Origin of the sequence: Microbulbifer pacificus (genome assembly GCF_033723955.1) — a bacterium.
Lineage (GTDB): Bacteria > Pseudomonadota > Gammaproteobacteria > Pseudomonadales > Cellvibrionaceae > Microbulbifer > Microbulbifer pacificus.
In genome coordinates, this window is record NZ_CP137555.1 from 843,541 (window position 1) to 864,450 (window position 20,910).

The 20,910-nt window shown below is 58.6% G+C and carries 22 protein-coding genes; 11 read left to right on the plus strand and 11 right to left on the minus strand.

What is annotated here, in order from left to right; genetic code table 11:
* Nucleotides 1–8: 8 nt before the first annotated feature.
* A complete protein-coding gene (gene tdh / locus R5R33_RS03800) occupies nucleotides 9–1,034 on the plus strand; it encodes an L-threonine 3-dehydrogenase (RefSeq protein WP_318954718.1) in 1,026 nt (341 codons plus the stop codon).
* A gap of 531 nt (nucleotides 1,035–1,565) precedes the next feature.
* Here tdh and R5R33_RS03805 read toward each other — a convergent pair.
* Nucleotides 1,566–2,807 carry a cation:proton antiporter gene (locus R5R33_RS03805; protein ID WP_318954719.1) on the minus strand — a complete coding sequence of 414 codons (1,242 nt, stop codon included), beginning with the start codon at nucleotides 2,805–2,807 and terminating at the stop codon, nucleotides 1,566–1,568.
* Nucleotides 2,808–2,823: 16 nt separating this feature from the next.
* Complete coding sequence (locus tag R5R33_RS03810) at nucleotides 2,824–4,368, minus strand: FMN-binding glutamate synthase family protein (protein ID WP_318954720.1); 1,545 nt, start codon at nucleotides 4,366–4,368, stop codon at nucleotides 2,824–2,826.
* Nucleotides 4,369–4,514: 146 nt separating this feature from the next.
* Here R5R33_RS03810 and R5R33_RS03815 point away from each other — a divergent pair, with 146 nt between their 5' ends.
* The gene (locus R5R33_RS03815; protein ID WP_318954721.1) at nucleotides 4,515–5,603 is read left to right on the plus strand and encodes a PA0069 family radical SAM protein; all 1,089 of its coding nucleotides are present in this window, start codon (nucleotides 4,515–4,517) and stop codon (nucleotides 5,601–5,603) included.
* A 148-nt stretch (nucleotides 5,604–5,751) separates the two neighbouring features.
* On the opposite strand, the gene arsH is transcribed toward R5R33_RS03815, so the two are convergent.
* The 4 genes from arsH to R5R33_RS03835 are packed head-to-tail and all read right to left on the minus strand — an operon-like array spanning nucleotide 5,752 to nucleotide 8,265.
* A complete protein-coding gene (arsH, locus tag R5R33_RS03820) occupies nucleotides 5,752–6,468 on the minus strand; it encodes an arsenical resistance protein ArsH (protein ID WP_449843691.1) in 717 nt (238 codons plus the stop codon).
* 3 nt (nucleotides 6,469–6,471) lie between these two features.
* Complete coding sequence (gene arsB, locus R5R33_RS03825; protein ID WP_318954722.1) at nucleotides 6,472–7,491, minus strand: ACR3 family arsenite efflux transporter; 1,020 nt, start codon at nucleotides 7,489–7,491, stop codon at nucleotides 6,472–6,474.
* 2 nt (nucleotides 7,492–7,493) lie between these two features.
* Nucleotides 7,494–7,967 (minus strand): arsenate reductase ArsC, encoded by a 474-nt coding sequence (locus R5R33_RS03830; RefSeq protein WP_318954723.1) that lies wholly within the window; start codon nucleotides 7,965–7,967, stop codon nucleotides 7,494–7,496.
* A 22-nt stretch (nucleotides 7,968–7,989) separates the two neighbouring features.
* Nucleotides 7,990–8,265: a metalloregulator ArsR/SmtB family transcription factor gene (locus tag R5R33_RS03835; protein WP_404810393.1), complete on the minus strand. Its 276-nt coding sequence runs from the start codon at nucleotides 8,263–8,265 to the stop codon at nucleotides 7,990–7,992.
* Between the two features lie 196 nt (nucleotides 8,266–8,461).
* Here R5R33_RS03835 and R5R33_RS03840 point away from each other — a divergent pair, with 196 nt between their 5' ends.
* The gene (locus tag R5R33_RS03840) at nucleotides 8,462–8,743 is read left to right on the plus strand and encodes a GIY-YIG nuclease family protein (protein ID WP_318954724.1); all 282 of its coding nucleotides are present in this window, start codon (nucleotides 8,462–8,464) and stop codon (nucleotides 8,741–8,743) included.
* 48 nt (nucleotides 8,744–8,791) lie between these two features.
* On the opposite strand, the gene R5R33_RS03845 is transcribed toward R5R33_RS03840, so the two are convergent.
* Genes R5R33_RS03845 through R5R33_RS03855 form a run of 3 tightly spaced genes read right to left on the minus strand, consistent with a single transcriptional unit; the run spans nucleotide 8,792 to nucleotide 11,045 of the window.
* Nucleotides 8,792–9,982 (minus strand): glutathionylspermidine synthase family protein, encoded by a 1,191-nt coding sequence (locus R5R33_RS03845; RefSeq protein ID WP_318954725.1) that lies wholly within the window; start codon nucleotides 9,980–9,982, stop codon nucleotides 8,792–8,794.
* Between the two features lie 3 nt (nucleotides 9,983–9,985).
* Nucleotides 9,986–10,582: a DUF1190 domain-containing protein gene (locus tag R5R33_RS03850; protein WP_318954726.1), complete on the minus strand. Its 597-nt coding sequence runs from the start codon at nucleotides 10,580–10,582 to the stop codon at nucleotides 9,986–9,988.
* A 19-nt stretch (nucleotides 10,583–10,601) separates the two neighbouring features.
* The gene (locus R5R33_RS03855) at nucleotides 10,602–11,045 is read right to left on the minus strand and encodes a DUF350 domain-containing protein (protein ID WP_318954727.1); all 444 of its coding nucleotides are present in this window, start codon (nucleotides 11,043–11,045) and stop codon (nucleotides 10,602–10,604) included.
* Between the two features lie 118 nt (nucleotides 11,046–11,163).
* Here R5R33_RS03855 and R5R33_RS03860 point away from each other — a divergent pair, with 118 nt between their 5' ends.
* From R5R33_RS03860 to R5R33_RS03890, 7 genes are all read left to right on the plus strand, one after another.
* A complete protein-coding gene (locus R5R33_RS03860) occupies nucleotides 11,164–11,937 on the plus strand; it encodes a TSUP family transporter (RefSeq protein ID WP_318954728.1) in 774 nt (257 codons plus the stop codon).
* A gap of 96 nt (nucleotides 11,938–12,033) precedes the next feature.
* A complete protein-coding gene (locus R5R33_RS03865) occupies nucleotides 12,034–12,354 on the plus strand; it encodes a DUF3301 domain-containing protein (RefSeq protein ID WP_318954729.1) in 321 nt (106 codons plus the stop codon).
* 55 nt (nucleotides 12,355–12,409) lie between these two features.
* On the plus strand, nucleotides 12,410–12,622 hold the full coding sequence (locus R5R33_RS03870) for a DUF1653 domain-containing protein (protein WP_318954730.1): 213 nt from the start codon (nucleotides 12,410–12,412) through the stop codon (nucleotides 12,620–12,622).
* 65 nt (nucleotides 12,623–12,687) lie between these two features.
* Complete coding sequence (locus tag R5R33_RS03875) at nucleotides 12,688–13,755, plus strand: saccharopine dehydrogenase family protein (protein WP_318954731.1); 1,068 nt, start codon at nucleotides 12,688–12,690, stop codon at nucleotides 13,753–13,755.
* 232 nt (nucleotides 13,756–13,987) lie between these two features.
* Entirely contained in the window at nucleotides 13,988–14,515 is a 528-nt protein-coding gene (locus tag R5R33_RS03880) for a phosphatase PAP2 family protein (protein ID WP_318954732.1), read from the plus strand.
* A 47-nt stretch (nucleotides 14,516–14,562) separates the two neighbouring features.
* Complete coding sequence (locus R5R33_RS03885; protein ID WP_318954733.1) at nucleotides 14,563–15,684, plus strand: MJ1255/VC2487 family glycosyltransferase; 1,122 nt, start codon at nucleotides 14,563–14,565, stop codon at nucleotides 15,682–15,684.
* 132 nt (nucleotides 15,685–15,816) lie between these two features.
* Nucleotides 15,817–17,625 carry an acyl-CoA dehydrogenase gene (locus R5R33_RS03890; RefSeq protein WP_318954734.1) on the plus strand — a complete coding sequence of 603 codons (1,809 nt, stop codon included), beginning with the start codon at nucleotides 15,817–15,819 and terminating at the stop codon, nucleotides 17,623–17,625.
* Nucleotides 17,626–17,710: 85 nt separating this feature from the next.
* On the opposite strand, the gene R5R33_RS03895 is transcribed toward R5R33_RS03890, so the two are convergent.
* Nucleotides 17,711–19,222, minus strand: coding sequence for a dipeptidase (locus R5R33_RS03895; protein WP_318954735.1), 1,512 nt, complete (start codon nucleotides 19,220–19,222; stop codon nucleotides 17,711–17,713).
* Between the two features lie 266 nt (nucleotides 19,223–19,488).
* On the opposite strand from R5R33_RS03895, the gene R5R33_RS03900 reads away from it, so the two are divergent.
* A complete protein-coding gene (locus R5R33_RS03900) occupies nucleotides 19,489–20,043 on the plus strand; it encodes a hypothetical protein (protein ID WP_318954736.1) in 555 nt (184 codons plus the stop codon).
* A 579-nt stretch (nucleotides 20,044–20,622) separates the two neighbouring features.
* On the opposite strand, the gene R5R33_RS03905 is transcribed toward R5R33_RS03900, so the two are convergent.
* The gene (locus R5R33_RS03905; RefSeq protein WP_318954737.1) at nucleotides 20,623–20,847 is read right to left on the minus strand and encodes a hypothetical protein; all 225 of its coding nucleotides are present in this window, start codon (nucleotides 20,845–20,847) and stop codon (nucleotides 20,623–20,625) included.
* Nucleotides 20,848–20,910: the final 63 nt, after the last annotated feature.

The following is a 20,910-nucleotide window of genomic DNA, read 5'->3' on the forward strand; positions in this document are numbered from 1 at the left end:
TAGTAAACATGAAAGCACTATCCAAACTCCATTCAAAGCCCGGAATCTGGATGACCGATGTCGAGATCCCGGAGCCAGGTCACAACGACCTGCTGATCAAGATCCGCAAGACCGCCATCTGCGGTACCGATATGCACATCTATCACTGGGACGAGTGGTCGCAGAAGACCATTCCGGTACCCATGGTGGTGGGCCACGAGTATGTGGGCGAAGTGGTGGGCATGGGCCAGGAAGTGGCCGGCTTTAAAGTGGGCGATAGGGTTAGTGGCGAAGGCCACATCACCTGCGGCCACTGCCGTAACTGCCGCGCCGGCCGCCGCCACCTGTGCCGCAACACCTACGGTGTTGGCGTAAACCGCCAGGGCTCTTTCGCAGAATACCTGGTAATTCCGGCGCTGAACGCGTTCAAGATCCCGGACAATATTTCCGACGAGCTGGCTTCTATTTTCGACCCGTTCGGCAACGCGGTGCACACCGCACTGTCGTTTGATCTGGTCGGTGAAGATGTGCTGATCACCGGCGCCGGCCCCATCGGCATCATGGCGGCAGCGGTTGCCCGCCACGTGGGCGCGCGCCATGTGGTAATCACTGACATCAACGATTACCGCCTGGAACTGGCCAAGAAAATGGGTGCGACCCGCACCGTAAATGTGGGCCGTGAAAAGCTGCCGGACGTGATGAAAGAAATCGGCATGACCGAAGGTTTCGACGTGGGCCTGGAGATGTCCGGTGTTGCCGTGGCCTTCCGCGATATGCTGTCGTCCATGAACCACGGCGGCAAAATTGCGATGCTGGGCATTCCCCCGGGTGAGATGGCGATCGACTGGAGCCAGGTGATTTTCAAGGGCCTGATCCTGAAAGGCATCTACGGCCGCGAGATGTTCGAGACCTGGTACAAAATGGCGAGCCTGATCCAATCTGGCCTCGACCTCTCTCCGATCATTACCCATCAGTTTTCGGTGGATGATTACCAGAAAGGCTTTGAAACCATGGGTTCCGGTGAGTCAGGCAAGGTTATCCTGAACTGGCAGTGATGGTTACCGCTGGCTTCGGGGTAAAGCTCTGAAGCTGGCATTGTGGCGGACAAGCGCTGGGTATTCGTTTTCAAAACCGCTGTGAATACATCCCTGTACGCTGCGTCAGCGACGTCCCTGTCGCTGACGCTTTTGAAAACGAATCCCCAGCACTCGCCCTTCAACTCAAAGCTTTGCACTCCGATTTGACCGACTATATTCAAGCTTACGAAGCGCTGTTGCCTGATTTTAAGGCTAGGTGCCGGGGGAGGCATTTCGAAAGCGTCGCAAACAGGGACGTTTGCGACGCAGCGTACAGGGATGTATTCACAGCGGTTTCGAAATGCCTCCCCCGGTGGCTGGCCGCCCAAGCTTCAGAACAGAGCACCTCAAAATTCACAGGATTTAAACGAGTGATAAGAGTAATCGGCGTACTCCTCTTCGCCCTGCTGCTGTTGGCAATCGCAGCTCACCTGTTTTACTCCCGCAAAGCGAGAGAAGAAGAAACCGGATGTTTGCCAACATTTCCCATTCACCACGTCGCAAGAACCTTTACGACTCCATCTTCCGGATCAAGCGCGTACTCGTAGTCCCCTGCACCAGCAGCGAAAACAACACCACGCCGAATACCATCGCCTGCACCGTCGACCAGTAAGGCAACTCCGTCGGCAGCGACAGCACCAGCGCCGCTGAAATCACCCCGCGCAATCCACCCCAGCTCAAGATCAACCGCCAGCTGTGAGTGATCGGCGGTCCCACATAGCGTGCCAATGGCGCAACCAGAAACACCGCCAGGCCGCGTGCACCGATCGCCGCAACAATGGCGACAATCATCGCCAGCCAGTGCTGCGCAAACATATCGAATGAAATCACCAGCCCCATGATCACGAAGATCAGTGCGTGAAATAGCAGCCCAAGCCACTCCCAGGTGGGTGCCGCATGGGCGAGATAGGTTTCCTGTTGTTCCCTTAAGCAGGCGCGGGCAACGATCGCACAGATCATCACCGAGAGAATACCGGACACGCCGACCACGTGTTCCGCCAGGTAAAAACTGCCGAAGGCCGCCAGCACCAGCACCACCAGTGCCGCGCCCGCAGAGCGGAGAAACAGAATCACGATGGCGGTCAGCAGACCGCAAATAGTCCCCACCGCCAGACCGCCGAAGAACACCGCGACGAAATACAGTGCAAAACTGCCCGCACCATTGATCGACTCGCCGGTGGCAACCGCCCCTTCCATGGCGCTGTGGGTGGCGATGCCGACAACGAGGGAGAACAGCAGTATCGCCAGCGCATCGTTGAACAGGCTCTCCCCTTCCACCAGCGTGAGTAATTCATCATTGGCTCCGGTCCGGCGCAGGCGGCAAACAATCGCGACCGGATCCGTGGCGGCGAGTATTGAGCCGGTGAGCAGTGCGGCGAGCCAGGGAAAGTCATTGGGCTGGTGCACTCCGAAATACACCAGCGCTGCGGTGATCAGGATGCAAATAGGCACGCCCACCATGGCCAGCAGCAGTGCAGGCCCCAGCCAGCGGAACAGGATATCCGGGTCGATCTTCCACGCGGACTGGAACATCAGTACCGGCAGTATGATGAAAAACACCAGCTGGTGAATATTTTCCGCGCGCAGGCCGGTGTTGTAATCGAACACCGGTAGCAGTATTCCAGCGAGCACACCGGCGATCAGACAGCCGAGGGTGTCATCCCGCTTTAGCAGTCGTGCAATGCCGAGTCCCGCGACGGCGGCCAGGGCCATATACAGCCCCTGCCCTACCAGTGTGGTGACGCCATCCATGGTGCTCTCCCGCCCGTTAGTTAACACCGCGATCGGAAGCGATCACGGATTTGGGTTTGACCTCCGGCACAAGTTCATTGAGCGGCATTGGCACGCCGCGTTCGCTGATCACTTCCACGTGGGCGCGGCGCAGCAGGCGCGGTTCCGGCACGCCACAGGAGTGAGCGATGGTGCCCACCTCGTATTCCATGTTGCGCGCGTAGTGATACACGCGCTCCGCCTTGTCCATCGGATCCAGCCCCTGCTGCAGGTCGGGATTGTGGGTAGTGACACCGGTGGGACAGGTGTTTTTGTTGCACTGCATCGCCTGGATACAGCCGAGGGCAAACATAAAGCCGCGCCCGCAGTTGACGAAGTCCGCGCCCATGGCCAGTGCCCAGGCCACCATGGAAGGGGTCAGCAGTTTGCCGGCGCAGATAATCTTGATGCGCTCGCGCAGGCCGTACTGGGTAATCAGGTCCACCACCAGGGGCAGGCTGCGGTTCAGTGGCAGGCCCATGTAGTCCATCAGGCTCTGCGGCGCCGCGCCGCTGCCGCCGTCGGCGCTGTCGATATTGATAAAGTCCGGCGCGGATTCGATACCGCGCCGCTGGATCGCTTCGCAAAGGTCGTGCAGCCAATCGCTGACGCCGATCACGCACTTGAAGCCTACGGGTTTGCCGGTGACCTCGCGGATATGGTTCACCATATCCAGCAGACCATCCACATCGCGGATTTCCGGGTGCCCATTGGGGCTGATGGAATCCATCCCCGCGGGAATACCGCGCACATGGGCAATTTCCGGCGTGACCTTGATACCCGGCAGTATCCCGCCCTTGCCGGGCTTGGCGCCCTGGGAGAGCTTCAGCTCGAACATTTTCACCTGTTCGAGGGCCGCCACTTCTTTCAGTTTTTCGTCCGACAGGTTGCCCTCGGCGTCCCGCACTCCGTATTTGGCGGTGCCGATCTGGAACACGATGTCGCAACCGCCGGACAGGTGATGGGAGGAGAGACCACCTTCACCGGTGTTCATCCAGATACCCGCCTTGGCCGCCCCCTTCGACAGCGCCGTGACCGCCGGTACCGACAGCGCGCCGAAACTCATGCCGGAAATATTGAAAATGGAGCGGGTGGTATAGGGCTTGCGGGCCACGCCCTCGCCCAGGGTCACTTCCCGCGGCGGCACCGCGTCCTTGCTGAGGGTGGGAAACGGGTGATTGAGGAAGACGATGTCGCCGGGCTGGTTGAGCGGCCTGGTGGAACCAAACGCGACGGTGGAATCCACGTTTTTCGCCGCCCGGTACACCCAACTGCGCTGGGCGCGGTTGAACGGCATCTCCTCACGATCGAGGGAAAAGAAGTACTGGCGAAAAAATTCGCCCAGGTGCTCGAACTGGTAGCGGAAACGCCCCAGCACCGGGAAGTTGCGCCGGATCGCCTGTTTGGTCTGGCTCACGTCTGACAGGTACATGTAGGCGACGTACAGCACCAGCACCACCAGCCCGAAGGCAAACAACATCGAAAACAGCTGCAACACCGTGACCGCAAACCCTTTAATTGCGGCTACTGCCTGAAGATCCATTCCCTAGCCCCTGTTCTGCTCGTTTAAAAGGCGGAGACCAAAACCGAGCAGTCATTGTATGCGCAGGCTCGCGCTATTGCACACTCCCGCCCCCGACAATAAACTGTACAAACATACAGTTACCCAGCCTCCAACAGAGCTTTGCCGTGGCCAATGACGCCCCCACCAATCCCACACGCCTGTACAAGGGCCGCGGCGCCATCAGCAATCTGGCGGGGCGCTTCGTGGATCAGGTCAGCAGCCGCGAGAGCGACGGCTGGGAACTGGAGCTGGAACCGCTGCAACGGATAGAAACCCTGGCGATCGAGGAGAAGGCGAAATCCATTATCGCCACCAACAATTCCCCGGACATTCCGTTCAGCCAGTCCATCAATGCCTACCGCGGCTGTGAGCACGGTTGCATCTACTGCTATGCCCGCCCGGCCCACGCCTATATGGACCTGTCACCGGGACTCGATTTTGAAACCAGGCTGTTTTACAAACCCAATGCTTCTGAGCTGCTGGAACAGGCGCTGCGCAAAAAGGGCTACCAGTGCAGCCCCATCGCCATGGGTACCAATACCGACCCCTACCAGCCGCTGGAAAAAGACAAGCAGATCACCCGCCAGCTACTGGAAACGCTGCAGCGCCACCGCCACCCGCTGACCATCGTCACCAAGAGCCAGCTGATCCTGCGCGACCTGCCGATCCTCGCGGAGATGGCCCAGGACAATCTGGTGCACGTGGCCATCAGTGTGACCACACTCGACAATGACCTGAAACGCAAACTGGAACCGCGCACCGCTGGCCCGGCCGCGCGCCTGCGCACCATCGAGGCGCTGAGCAACGCGGGGATTCCCACCGCGGTGATGGCGGCGCCGATGATTCCCGCGATCAACGATTCAGAACTGGAGAAGATTCTCACAGGCGCCAGTGACGCCGGCGCCATTCAGGCGGCCTACATCCTGCTGCGCCTGCCGTTTGAGGTGGCACCACTGTTCCGCCAGTGGCTGGCCGAGCACTACCCGGAGCGGGCGGCCCATGTGATGAGTCTGGTGCAGCAGAGCCGCGGGGGAAAAGACAACCAGAGCGAATTCGGCGAGCGCCAGCGCGGCACCGGGGTGTTTGCGCAGCTGTTGCGGCAGAGATTCAAGATCCACTGCCGCAAACTGGGGCTGAATGAGAGAAAACTGGCACTGGACTGCAGCCACTTCACCCTGCCGCCCCAAACGGGGGACCAGCAGAGTCTTTTTTAGGGAATTTCTGAAAAGCTACTGCGCGTGAGTCTGGCGGCGTCCGGCGGTGCTCAAAATGCTCATGTATCAAAAATACATTCCGCTTTCTGCGCTCCGGCAGCCACCGCCAGCCTCCCGCTCGTTACGTTTTTCAGAGATCCCCTAGCAATCACATCGAGCGCTGATCGATCCGCTTGCGGAATTCCTCGGCACTTTCCTTGCGCTCGGAGTAGCGGTCCACCAGGTAGTCAGCGCGATCGCGCAGCAGCAGAGTGAACTTCACCAGCTCTTCCATCACATCCACCACCCGATCGTACAGGGACGATGGCTTCATGCGATCGTTGTCGTCGAACTCCAGCCAGGCCTTGGGTATCGAGGACTGGTTGGGGATGGTGAACATCCGCATCCAGCGCCCCAGCACACGCATCTGGTTGACCGCATTGAACGACTGCGAGCCGCCACTGACCTGCATCACCGCCAGAGTCTTGCCCTGGGTGGGGCGGATGCCCTGTATCGCCAGCGGGATCCAGTCTATCTGCGCCTTCATGATACCGGTCATGGCACCGTGACGCTCCGGGCTGCACCACACCATGCCGTCACACCACTGGGCCAGCGCGCGAAGCTCCTGCACCTTGGGATGATCCTCTGCTGCATCGTCCGGCAGCGGCAAACCGCTCGGATTGAAGGTGCGGGTTTCCGCACCAAAGAATTCCAGGATCCGCGCGGCCTCTTCCGCCGCCAGGCGGCTGAACGAGCGCTGTCGCAGGGAGCCATACAGCAACAGGATTTTAGGCGGTGCCGGTGTCCGCTCGACGGAGAAAAGTTTCTGCTCGTCGATCGGTTGCAGGCATTCGGCATCGATGTTCGGCAAATCGTTCAAGGACACAGCTCACTCCTCAAAGTAGTGGCGGGTTTTGTTGGCAAACGCCACCAGGCTCAGCATCACCGGCACTTCCACCAGCACCCCCACCACCGTCGCCAGTGCGGCACCGGAGTTGAGGCCAAACAGGGAAATGGCCACCGCAACCGCCAGCTCGAAAAAATTCGAAGTGGCGATCATGCAACCCGGCGCGGCGATATTGTGCGGCAGCTTCATCGCACGGGCAGCGCCATAGGAAACCGCAAAAATACCGTAGGTCTGGATCAGCAGCGGAATTGCGATCAGCACAATGGCCAGCGGTTTGGTGAGAATGGTTTCCGCCTGGAACCCGAACAGCAGCACCACCGTCGCCAACAGGCCGGCAATGGAAATGGGTTTCACGGTTGCCAAGAAGTGGTTCAGGCGCGAGTGATCCGAGCGTGAGTCCAGATGCGCTCGGGTAAGAATACCGGCAATCAGCGGTATCACCACATACAGCAGCACCGACAGCAACAGCGTATCCCAGGGCACCGTCACGTCACTCACACCCAGCAAAAATGCGGCGAGGGGCGCAAACGCAAAAATCATGATGACGTCGTTCACCGACACCTGCACCAGCGTGTAGTTGGCATCGCCGCGGGTCAGCTGGCTCCACACGAACACCATCGCGGTACACGGGGCGACACCCAGCAGGATCATGCCGGCGATATATTCTGTGGCCGTCTGCGGGTCCACCAGATCGGCAAAAATCACCCGGAAAAACAACCAGCCGAGGGCCGCCATGGTGAAGGGCTTGACCAGCCAGTTCATCACCAGGGTGAGGAACAGACCCTTGGGTTTTTTACGGATGTCGCGGATAGAGGAGAAATCCACCTGCACCATCATCGGGTAGATCATCAACCAGATAAAAATCGCCACGGGGATATTTACATGGGCCACTTCCAGTGAGGCAAACCACTGGAACAATCCCGGGAACACCGTGCCGAGCAGCACACCGGCGACGATGCAAAGCGCCACCCATACGGAAAGATACCGTTCAAAAAGGCCCACGGTTATTGCACCTCTGCGATGTTCATCAATTTTTCCTGTAGCGCTTCCCGTGAAAGATCGTTCAGATCCAGCGACAGCAGCCGTTGCACGCGCCGCTCGATAGTTGTCATCACCGCATAGAACGCATCACGAACCTCTTCTTCGCTGCCGTCCAGTTTAGAGGGATCCGGCAACCCCCAGTGCACCTTAACGGTATCGCCGAACCACACAGGGCAGGTCTCACTGGCGGCACTGTCGCACACCGTCACCACGATATCCGGCTGATCCACTGCAAACGCATCCCAGGACTGGCTGCGCAATCCCGCTGTATCGATTCCCTTTTCCTTGAGGTAACGGAGCGAAAGCGGGTGTACCTCACCACTGGGTTGGCTGCCCGCGCTGAACGCCTGAATACGCCCCTGCCCCAGGTGATTGGTTATCGCCTCGCTCAGGATGCTGCGGCAGCGATTGTGGGTACAGATATACAGAATCTTCATTCATCCATCTCGTGAGTTGTTTTCAGCAACAGGCCGGGCGATCGGGCATCGCCTGGAGGTTATTGCGCAATAAGGTTAATCGCTCGGACTCGGCATTGGCCGCCGCGTTACACGCGGATGCCGCCCACGCTGGCAGCTGCGGGTGAATGGCGTAGTAGACCCACTGGCCACGCCGGGTATCCTGCAGCAGCCCGCAGTTGCGCAACTGCGCCAGATGCCGGGAAATCTTCGGCTGGGACTCCCCCAGCGCCGCCACCAGCTCACATACGCACAGCTCGCCCTCCGCCTGCATCAGCATCACCAGCTGCAGACGGGTCTCGTCCGCCAGACATTTGAACAATTGCACAGGGGTTATCACACGGCCTCCCAGGCATCGGGTTGAGTGGCGGGCATTATATATGGATATGCACATATGTAAATTTAATGGCGCGTTCGTACTGCCCCAGGCTGGTACAATTCGCATTACTGCGATTCCTCCCCAGCAAAGGTGAAAAGTGTCCGACTGGTTTGTCTACCTGATCCGCACCCGCTCCGGCAGTCTCTATACTGGCATCACCCGGGACGTGGCGCGCCGATTCGACGAGCACAGCAGCGGTGGCCCCAAAGCGGCCAAGGCGCTGCGCGGGCGCGGCCCGCTGAAACTGGAATTCCACCAGGCGGTGGCGGGTAAATCAGAAGCGCTGAAACTGGAGCTTGCGATCAAGAAATGGCCGAAGGCACGGAAAGAGGCATTGATTGCAGGCCGGTTCGAGCTGCCAATTGACCAACCGGCGTAAGCGGCAGGGCAGGCTTTTTCCGCCTGCCGTGCTACTTGCTTAACCCCATCAGTCCAGAATGATGTGCGGCAGGAAACGGGAGGAATCCTTGGTAATCAGGGTCGCATCCTCGCGAATGCAGATGCCCGCTGCGCTATCGCCCACCACCCAGCTTCCTATCATGGTGTAGGCATCCGCATTGCGATACTCATCGCGGAATTTTGGCAGCGCATGCAATGCCTGGCGGATATAGCGCCCATCGGCATAGGGACCGGCCGCGGAAATCTGCTCGCCACCCGTGGTGATCAGGTCCACGTTGGCGCCCTCGCGGGAGAACAGGGGTTTGCGCACCCAGCCGGCCGCCATCGGCTCACTGCTGGCGGTTTCAAAAAACGCGGGCAGCAAGTTGGGGTGATCGGGGTAGCGCGCCCACAGCAGCGGCAGAATGCCCTTGTTGGACAACAGCATTTTCCACGCGGGCTCGACCATCTGGGTATTACCGTCGGTAACGGCGCGGGCAAATTCTTCCTGCACCATGAATTCCCAGGGATACAGTTTGAACAGCCCTCTTATTGGCTCGCCGTCCATGTCGACAAACTGTTGACTCCCGTCTTTTGCATCACCAATAACGCCGATATCTTCCAGCGCGATATAGCGCACATTCTTTCCTGCCTGCGCAGCGATATCCATCAGATAATTGACGGTGCCGCGGTCTTCGGCGTTGTCACGTACGCTGGTGAAATAGAACGGGGTCGGTAATTCCAGCTGGATAAACGCCTGCTCGATCTTGTCCTGCAGGGAATTAAACTGATCCGCACGTCCGGGCAAGACGCCGTTGCGGATCTGGTCTTCCAGCCAGACCCACTGGAAAAAACCGGTTTCAAACAGCGATGTCGGGGTGTCGTAATTGAGTTCGAGCAGTTTCGCCGGGCCAGTGCCGTCGTACACCAGATCCATACGGCCGTACAGATGCGGTTCGCCACTATTCCAGGAGTTCCACACATAGCTCCAGTAATCCCGCGGGATATTGAGCTGGGTGAGCATCTCTTCGCTGCGGGTGATATCCCCCACCATATCCATCACCATCTGGTGCAGCTCTTCGGTGGGTGCCTCCAGATCTTCCTCAATCTGCTGCAGACTGAATTGGTAATAGGCGGTTTCATCCCAGTAGGGCTCACCGTCGAAGGTGTGGAAATCGAACCCGACTTCTTCCGCATAGTCGCGCCAGTTAGCGCGCTCGGTAATATTGATGCGCTGCACGGGTTAGCTGCCAAAACTGCTGCGCGTGGCCGCCTGCTGCCCGAAACCACCGCGGCGCACCAACCTGCCGGCCTGGGGTTGAACCTGCGAAGGCTTGAAGGAGACGGGACCAACACCTTTCGCCACCGGTCTGTTGGTGGCGGTACGGAACGTATTGCGGTCATCACGGGATTTATACAGGGGCTGCGTAGGCACGCTGCTGCCCGCACCGGCGGCGGTGGGTTGCTGCATATTCGCTCCCCCCGGTTGCTGCGTATTCGCCCCCCCGCGATTCATCATCTGTCCGGCGAGATACCCCATCATCATCGGCATAAAGAAACTGCCACCGGAGGCGGTCTGCTGCGGCGCGGTCTCACACTTGCCCTCACCGAAATCCGCTTCGCACTCTTGCTTGTTTACGTATTTCGGCGCGACCTGCGGATGCAATGCCTTGGCCGCGGCGAAGTCGGCTTCGCACTGCTCTGTGCTATTCCAGCCGCCGGCACTGCACTCATCCGGATTGCTGTACACCATGCCCTGCACTTCTTTTTCACAACCGGCAATCAGTAGTGTGGCGACAGGAACCGTCAATACCAGAGCGGCTTTTTTACTGCGTTTCATCGTTTGCTTCCTGTAAAAATTAATAGCTCATACATGCGGCGTTGATCAGACCGACCGCGATGGCGACCGTAGCGGCAAAAATGCCGGAGGCCATCTCACCGTTGTCGATGCGTTCGGACAGTTGTTTAAGCACCATTCGCAACACCACAAACGTGAGGGCCTGGACAATCAGTGCAACAGCACCCCAGACGGCGCAATCCAGCAGGGACAGGGAATTGGTAATGGCGCTGGATAGCGGCAAGGCAAAACCGATAATCGCCCCGCCAAACGCCAACGCCGCCGCGGAATTGTTCGCGCGGATCAATGCCATCTCTGCGTGCGGCGTCATCCACGTATAAATACGCACAAAGATAAGCACCAGGACTATCGCCACGGCGAAATAGGCCAGGAAAGGGGGAATACCGTTTAACGATGACAGTGTAGTGGCAAGCATGACCGAGTCCTTGATGAGGTAAGCAGGCAATAGCGAATAAAAAAACCGCCGGATTCTGACATAAAACAGGGGGTGGCTCTATCTGGCGATCCCTGCTGATACAATGCGCGCCACAGCCGTCCTCCCCCCACCCTACACAAGGTACCCCATGGAACTTACCCTCACCCTGCTTCTGGTGTTGTTTGCCGTCGCCATGCTGGCGGGCTGGGTGGATACGCTCGCCGGCGGCGGCGGATTGTTGACCCTGCCGGCACTGCTGCTGACGGGTGTGCCGCCGGTAACGGCGCTGGCGACCAACAAAAGCCAGGCGGTCATCGGTACCCTGACCGCAACCGCCACCCTGTTTGCCAAGGGGCACCTGCGCGAGCGCAAGCTGATCCTGCCGGTTGCCACCGCAGCACTCGGTGCGGCGCTGGGTACCTGGTTGATCCAGCGCGTCGACACCAGCTGGCTCAGCTGGGTAATCCCGGTTCTGCTGCTCGGTGTGGCCCTGTATGTCTGGCTGACGCCGCACATGGGCAAAAGTGACAGTCACCCCAGATTGAGTGAAAAGCAGTGGGCGTGTACCTGTGCCCCGACGGTCGGGTTTTATGACGGCGCCTTCGGGCCGGGTACCGGTACCTTTTTCGCCGCCGCGGGAGTGGCCTTTCGCGGCCAGACACTGCTGACCGCCACCATTCGCGCAAAGCTGTTCAACCTGACCACCAATGTGGTTTCCGTTGCGCTGTTTGCCGCCGCGGGCAAGGTAATCTGGACCATCGCCGCCACCATGATGGCGGGACAGGTCATCGGGGCCTTTATCGGCAGCCACACCATGCTCGCGGGCGGCACCCGGCTGATACGCCCGCTGGTGATCACCATGTGTGTGCTGATGTCCGTGAGCCAGATCGCCCAGCACCTGAATCTGTTGAATCTGTCCTAACCGGCAGACCATCCTCTGGTATTGAGAATCACGCCGGGCATAGCCCCGCCGCTGGTGGTATTCTTGCGCGCTCGACAGAAAACTAACTGAAACCCTATGTATTACTCACTTGGCGACTTGTTCTGGCTGTTCCTGCTGATCCTGGCAGCCTGGTATTTCTGGGCCGGCATGGCTGCCAAGGACCGGGTGCGCCGCATCGTTAAGGCGCACTGTGCCGAGACCGGGGTCCAGCTGCTGGACGATACCGTAATGCTGGTGCGCACCCGTCTGAAGCGGGACAAAAGCGGCCAGGTGCGGCTGCTGCGCCAGTACGAATTTGAGTTCACCTCCACCGGCGAGCGCCGCTACAGCGGCATTGCGGTGTTGCACGGGCAGCGGGTCAACCAGATCCAGCTGTCGCCCTTTCATATGGCCTGACCACCGTGCATCTGGCCTGACTTTTCCCTTCAGGAATACCCATCCAGGAACATCCATGCAGAAAGGCATATACCGTCACTACAAAGGCAACCTTTACCATTTGCTGGAAATCGCCACCCACTCTGAAACCGGGGAACAATTGGCGATCTATCGCGCTCTGTATGATGATTTCGGCGTATGGGCGCGCCCGCTGGCGATGTTCGCAGAAACCGTCGAAAAAGACGGGGTGATCGTGCCCCGTTTCGCGCTGGAAAAGCCGCTTAACTGAATCCCCCTATACAAACTCGGTTCCGGTACAACAAGGTCCCAGAGACCACACAATAAGGACAACAGGTGAACAACAAGCAGATCCTGATTTACGGCGCCTACGGCTATACCGGGGAATTGATTGCCCGCAAGGCGGTGGCCCGGGGCCTGAAACCCATTCTGTCCGGTCGCAGTGCGGCAAAGCTGCAGCCGCTGGCCAATGAGCTGGGGCTCGCCGCTATCGCCATCAGTCTCGACGACGAAGACGTGCTGGCGCGAACCCTGCGGGATGTGGCGGTGGTCATCCACTGTGCCGGCCCCTTCTCCGCCACCGCAGAACCGATGATGCGCGCCTGCATCAAAAGCGGTACCCATTACCAGGACATCACCGGAGAGATGGCGGTGTACCAGCAGGCGCATGCGCTGGATGCAGAGGCGAAAGCCGCAGGGGTGGTGCTCTGCCCCGGTACCGGTTTTGATGTGATCCCCACCGACTGCCTGGCGATGGCACTGCACAAGGCCATGACCAGCGCCACCCACCTGACCCTGGGGTTCGACTCCGACTCGGGACTCAGTCCGGGCACCGCCAAGACGTCCATCGAGAGCCTGGGCGTGGGCGGCGCGGTGCGCCGCAACGGCAAGATCGAGGTGATTCCCCACGGCGAACTGACGCGCAAGATCAACTTCGGCCGCGGTGAAAAGTTTGCCGTGGCCATCCCTTGGGGCGACGTGGCCACCGCCTACTACTCCACCGAGATCCCGAATATCGAGGTCTACATACCCATGAGTCCGCGGCGGGCGAAAAAAATGCAGGGGCTGAACAAGTTTCGCTGGCTGCTGCGCATGCAGTGGATGCAGAAGTGGCTGAAAGGCAAGGTGGACAAGAGTGTGCGCGGGCCGACCGAGAACCAGCGCGCCGAGCAGAAAACCTGGGTGTGGGGCGAGGTGCGCAACGACCGCCGCGGCGAGCGCCGGGTGGGCCGCGTGGTCACGGCCAACGGTTACGATGTGACCGTGTACGGCTCACTGGCGGTCATGGAGTACCTGCTCGATTACAAGGGCGAGGGCGGCTATTTCACCCCATCAAAACTCTGCGGTCACCAGCTGGTGGAAAAACTGCCGGGCTCCGGTGCCATCAAGATCGGAATTGATTAAGCCCGAGTGTGTTCCCTGGCGGCAAGGCGCCAGGGCGAGCACTTCGAATCGCTGTAAATACATCCATGTACGCTCCGTCGGCGACGTCCTGTCGCCGACGGTTCGAATTACTCGCCCTGGCACCTTGCCTTCGCCCAGAACTATCGACACTTAAGCACCCCCAAAATAAGATTTCACGGATCTGACACATTTCGGTCAAGTCCGCGCAACATTGGCTTCGTACTTTTAGGGCATGCGAAGCCTACCTATCACACTTAAAACGGTCGATGTCTCCCTGGTTCTGCGCATGGCGCAGCGGGCGACGCGACCGGCATCGCGCAGGAACTACCTGCTTCTCTCTCGCTCTGCTGACGGCTGGCTGTACCTGCTGTCACCACTGCTGGTGGCGATCATCGACATGGTGGCGGCACTCGAGTTTCTCTACACCTGCGGCGCGGCCTTCGCCGTTGAGCGTTCGCTCTACTGGACCATCAAAAACACCACCAAGCGCAACCGCCCGCCGGATGCCATCCCGGGGCTGCGCTCCATCGTCGTCGCCAACGACCGCTTCAGCCTGCCCTCCGGCCACACCTCCGGCGCCTTCCTGTTCGTGACTATGCTGAGCCAATGCCTGAACCCGCTGTGGGCGCTGGGTTACTTCTGGGCCGCGGGCGTCGGCACGTCGCGGGTGGGACTCGGTGTGCACTTCCCCACCGACGTGTGTGCCGGTGCGCTGCTCGGCACCAGCGTGGGCTTTGCCCTCAGCGGCGCACTGCTGTAAGCGGTCATTCCAATAATTATCTTTCCTCGGCTCTACGGAGAAGCACCTTGAAAATACTCTACGGCGTTCAGGGCACCGGCAACGGCCATATCTCCCGCGCGCGCGCCATGGCCGAGGCCTTCCGGCAGTTTCCGGGGCTGGAAGTCCAGTGGCTGTTCAGCGGCCGTCCACCGGAAAAGCTGTTTGCCATGGAGGCCTTCGGCGAATTCTGGTGGCGCGAGGGCCTGACCTTTGTGCACAGGGCAGGAAAGATCGACCAGATCGCCACCGCAAAGCAGCTGAACCTCAGTCGTTTATTGGAAGATATCCGCGAACTGCCGGTACAGGACTTCGACCTGGTGATCAGCGATTTCGAACCGGTCACCGCCTGGGCGGCGAAGAAGCGCAAGTGCCCGAGCCTGGGACTGGGTCACCAGTACGCGTTCGACTTCGCCATCCCCGCTCCGCGCTTCGGCTGGACCGCACGTGCCATCATGAAAATGTTTGCCCCTGTGCAGGTGAGTCTCGGCATGCACTGGCACCACTTCGGCCACCCGATATTGCCACCGATCGCGCAAGCGCACGGCCAAGCCGATACGGCACAACAGGATCACGTGCTGGTGTACCTGCCGTTTGAACACGCGGAATCACTGCTGCACCAGCTTGCGCAACTACCCCACACCTTCATCGTGTACGGATTGCCAACCGAGCTGCCGGCGGCAGACAACATTGTGTTGAAGGCGCCCTCGGTGCAAGGCTTCCGCGAGGATGTGGCCAGTGCCCGCGCGGTGATCTGCAACAGCGGCTTTGAACTGATCGCGGAAACCCTCACTCTCGGCAAGCCCATCCTATCGCGTCCGCTAAAAGGACAGTTCGAGCAAGAGGCCAATGCCATGGCCCTCACCCAGCTGCAACTGGCCAAAGTCGTGGAAAAGATGGATGCCCTTACCATCGGCCGCTGGCTACAGGAGCAACCGCGCGGCGTGCATATTGACTGGCCGGATGTGGCCGACTCCATCGTGCAGTGGATCGCCGATGACCGGAGCGAAAGTCAACAACAGCTGTCATCGCGCCTGTGGGCCAACGTCATCCCCGGCCGCACGGGTGCCGGCAGTAAAGGCAGCGCCGCCCCTCATCCCATCCGGCCGGCACAGGAAATGGACGGCATCAAGGGTGGCGAGAGCACCTGAAAGCAGCGGACTTTCCCGGCGGTGGTCGCTGCCCAGCAAATTGATCAGTGGCCATTACCTGATAAGTCATTGCCGTCACCACATCCACTGCCTACCCTGATCCGCTTCCTATAAAACTGAGGCGGAGTGGTTATGAGCGAGCAGTATCTGGTAGACCGGGATATCGAATTCCTGCTGTACGAATTTCTCGACACCGAGGCCCTGCTGCAACGCCCCCGCTACCGTGAACATTCCCGGGAAGTCTTCGACGCGACTCTGGGTACTGCAAAGACCATCGCGGAAAAATACTTCGCCAATCACTACACCAAGGGCGATGCCTGTGAGCCCACCTTCGATGGCGAAAACGTCACCCTGGTGGAAGAAACCCACAAGGCCTGGAACGCTTTTGCCGAGGCCGGCTTCCTCGCCGCCCACTACGATTTTGACGAGGGCGGCATGCAACTGCCGGAGGTGATCCTGCGCAGCGCCATGGCCTACATCAACGCCGCCAACGTGGGCAGCGCGGCCTACCCCTTCCTCACCCTGGGCGCGGCCAACCTGGTGCACAGTTTCGCCAGTGAAGAACTGAAAAACCGCTATCTGCCACCGATGATGGACGGCCGCTACGCCGGCACCATGGCATTGACCGAACCGGACCAGGGCTCGGCGCTTGCGGACATCCGCACCACCGCGACACCGGCGGAAGACGGCAGTTACCGTCTGCGCGGACAGAAAATGTTTATCTCCGGCGGCGACCAGCCGATTACGGAAAATATCGTGCACTTGGTGCTGGCACGCATCAAGGATGCGCCGCCCGGGGTTAAAGGTATTTCCCTGTTCCTGGTGCCGAAATTCATCCCCGCCAGTGACGTCAGCGAAGCCACCCGCAACGATGTGCAGCTCGCAGGGCTGCTGCACAAGATGGGCTACCGCAATACCACGTCCACGGTATTGAGTTTTGGTGAAAATGGCGGCGCCATCGGCTACCTGATCGGCGAACCCCACAAGGGCCTGAGTTACATGTTCCAGATGATGAACGAGGCCCGTATCGGCGTTGGCACCGGCGCTGCGGTACTGGGTTACCGTGGCTACCGGCACGCGCTGCAGTATGCAAAGGAGCGCCCCCAGGGTCGCCTGCCCTCCAACCGCGACCCGCAGTCAAAGCAGGTACCCATCATCCAGCATGCCGATGTACGTCGTATGCTGTTGATGCAGAAAAGCTACGTCGAAGGCGGTCTCGCGCTCTGCCTCTACGCCTCCTCCCTGTTTGAGGATGCACACAGCGCGGAGTCCGAAAGCGAGCGGCAACAGGCCGCAGAGCTGCTGGACCTGCTCACCCCCATCGTAAAATCCTGGCCGTCCAGGTACTGCCTCAAGGCCAACGATCTGGCGATTCAGGTGCTCGGCGGTTCCGGCTATATCCGCGAGTACCCCCTCGAACAGCTGTACCGCGACAACCGCCTGAACCCGATCCACGAAGGTACCGAGGGCATCCAGGCCATGGACCTGCTGGGACGCAAAGTACCGGCAAAAGGGCTCGCCGGTTACAAGATCCTCGCCGGGGAAATCGGCAAAACCATCGCCGCCTGTAGCGGGGATGCAGAGCTGCTAGTACTGGCGCAGTGTCTCGGCGACAGCCTCACCCGCCTCAACGGCACCACCGAAAATCTGCTGGGGAAATTGGCTACGGACGCCGACCTCGGCCTCGCCAACGCCGCACTGTATCTCGATGCCTTCGGCCGCGTGGTGGTGAGCTGGATCTGGCTGCGCCAGGCCCTGATCGCATCGCAGAAGCTCAGCACCGGCAGCGCGCTCAGTGACGAAGAGGAGAATTTCTACCGCGGCAAGCTGCAGGCCGCGCGCTTCTATATCCAGTGGGAACTACCGGAAATCGGCCCGCAGCTGGCGCTGCTCGACACGGGCAACCGCGTGCCGTTTGATATGCAGCGGGACTGGTTCTGAGCCGACCTCGCAGAAATAGCAGCAATTAAAAAAGGGACTGAAAATTCAGTCCCTTTTTCTTAGAGAAAACGCCGTGGCGAAAGATCTACAGATTCGAAATCTCGATCATCATCGCCGTGTACATTTTCAGGTTCAGGCGCATCTGATCCACGCTGATGAACTCATGCTCTGAATGACCGGTATAGGCCTTGTCCGGCATTGACGGGCCGAAGCTCACCGCATTGGGCAGCAGCTTGGCATTGGTGGAGCCGCCGATGGCTACCGGGCCTGCGTCCGCGATACCGGTGAAGTGACGGAATACCTGCAGCAGCGGTTCTACTTGCGGCGCATTATCCGCGCGGTAGGGCTCGCCCAGATGCACGCCCACATCGGCCATCTGGATACCGGTTTTCTTCTGCCAGCTGTCGATGGCGCTGTGGATCTGTTGATCCAGCAGCTCGGCAGTCTTGCCGGTGGGACGGCGCAGGTTCAGGTGGCTGGTCAGCCCCTTGTCGGTGACTTTTACCATGGTCAGGGCGCCGGTCATCGGTCCCATGAAGTCATCGCTGTAGGCGATATCGCCAAACTGCTCGGCGGTGATGCCGGTGCCAATCAGGTCGTTGATGTAGCGCACCGTGGCACCGGCGGCGTTGGCCGGCCAATCGTAATTACCCAACGCATCCGCCAGGAAGGCAATGGCATTGATACCGTGTTGCGGTTCGGAACTGTGGGTGGCCACGCCGCGGGCAGTGATTTCCAGCACGCCGTCCTTATGCGCGAACTCGAACTTCACCTGCGGGTTATTTGCCGCGCGGGCGCGAATAGACTTTTCCAGAGCTGCGCTCGGGTTGACGATACTGGCATGGGCCTCGTCCGGCACCTGGCTGCCAAAATAGCCGCCGTGGAAGTCGCTCAGGTAAGGCTTGTTCTTGTCCGCCACCGGTACCTCGGCAAAGGTCGCGCGGATTTCACTCCAGCCCTTCTCTGCCGTCACCACCGGGTAATCCGCGTCGATGGTGATGTTGTAGGTAGGCATGTCGTAATCTTTCAGGAACGCCTGCAGGGGCGCCCAGTCAGATTCCTCACCCAGGTAGACAATCAGTTCCACGCGCCGCTGCATGGGCACGCCCTTGTCCTTGATCGCCTTCATCGCATAAAGCGCGGTGGCGATCGCACCCTTGTCGTCCTCGCTGCCGCGGGCGATCAGCTTGCCCGGCTCGCTGGTGCGATCCAGCTCGAACGGGCTCTTCTGCCACTTGGCCGGATTGGCCGGCTGCACATCGCCGTGGGTGACAATACCGATCTTCTCCTCACCCTGGCCCAGTGCCACGATCACCACGTAGCCGTGGTCCTGGCACTCCAGCCCCAGCCCCTTGGCCGTGTCGCACAGGGAGCTTTTGAAACCGGTGAACTCGGGGTTCTGCTCCAGCGGCAGGTCTTCCCGCGCCACCGTCTTGAACTGCACCAACTCGGCGAGGGTGTCGGTCATCGCCGCTTCGTAGCGTTCCACCGCATAGTCCGCGGTGTTCTGTGCCACCGGCGAAACATTTGCCACCGCGGCCAGCGGACAGAGCAACAGCGGAACCGCAATCCGCGCAATATTGGATCGGAATTTCACAGGGCACTCCATAGTTGAAAGGAAAGGGTTCAGGGAAAAGAGGTCGGAGAAAGGTCGCATTGTACCCTCCCACCGGCGCCAAATCCCGCCCAGCGCGGCGCGGCGACGGCCAGCTGCGATCTACCGATGATTATGTCCGGCAAGCCCGGGTAAGACACGGGCCCAGAAAGTACCGAGATGCGCAACTGCTTGCCGGCTGATGGCCATCCCAGAAAAAGGGTTCTACCTTCAGTTATTCATACGCTGACGTTTAAGGGTGGTTGGAGATGACGGTCGAGATTGGCAACAATTTCACCAGGGGAACAGAAGCATTCCGCTTTCATGCGCGGGCCAAACTGTTTCTTGAGGGTTTTGGTTTTCAACTTGTGAGCGACCCATCTGCGATATCAAGCCCTTACCAGCAAACCCGGGCGATATACAGTTCCAGGTCGGGGCTGTTTATCGGTATTTGGTTTGAACCTGCGGATAGCAATTCCGCATGTATTAACTTCGGAAGAAGATGGTCGGCAGACAAGGTGGGCTTCGCGTTATCAAACTTTTATTCAAAGTTCGTCGCAAAATATGATTTTGACTTACCAGAGCTATATCAACTCGGCTATGGAGATCAGATAGATAAAACAATCCTCCAAGTCAGTGATGATATTGAGCGCACGTTAGTGCCTGTATTGGAAGAAATTGACTTGGACACACTAGTCAAACTGGAAGAAGCACCTGGCGGAGCCCAGGAGTGGGCCAGAGGGTGGTTCGGCACCTACTTGGGCGACCATGTCGAAATAAGTAAATTTGATGCGAATTTTCTTCGCCGCGGCCACAAGGTGTAATTGGCAGTGAAATAAATGGGGTCAGATCAACACTTTGGCATCACACACCTTCGACTGAATTAATACCATAAAGATGATCTACCCCCATTTATTCAACCCCATTTAATAACCATTTGTTTTCTCAACAGTACCAATCTATTCTCGAACTGGTTTCAATTGTGCATTTTCCAAGATGGCTTTCCATTTGAAAAACAGTAAGCCTGATGTCATTAAAAACCAAAGCACACCAAAAACAACAACTTCAAACTTTAAAGATAAAGCATTTCTAATTGCAAAATAGTTAAATATTACATATGCACTTATTAACAAAAAAAGCTTAACCCTGCATACACCGGCGTGAGAGAAAAAAGTCAACTCTAACGATTCCTCTTCCCCCAACAATCAGTATCCAAGGAGGGCGTGCAAGCCACTCCCCATCAAAGGTCCACCCATATAATTCTTGTTTATATACAGCACCACACCCAATACAGGCGTAAGAATTAAAAAAGCCAACCCTCTCATAATACCCCGCCAAAACATATCAATCGACTAGAATACCGGGGACCTGCCAAGCCGACCCTTTTATCCTTTCCCGCCATCTTATTTTTTCTTGCCTGAAACAGAAAAAGCATCAAAAAATTTCCGAAACACCCACCCTATAACAGCATAAAATATGATCATTACCGAAAAAAACACCCACTTGGGAACCTGTTGACCTTTAGCATCGTAGCAACTTGAAATCAAATCGCTCACGCAGGCAAATAATACTAATGCTAAAGCCAACAAAGCGACTGAAACGATTTTATTTTTTACCTTTTTCGTCACAGTCCTGAGCCGCCATTAACAATTCAAAAATCACATCCCGCCCCCTTTACGCATATTTGACGC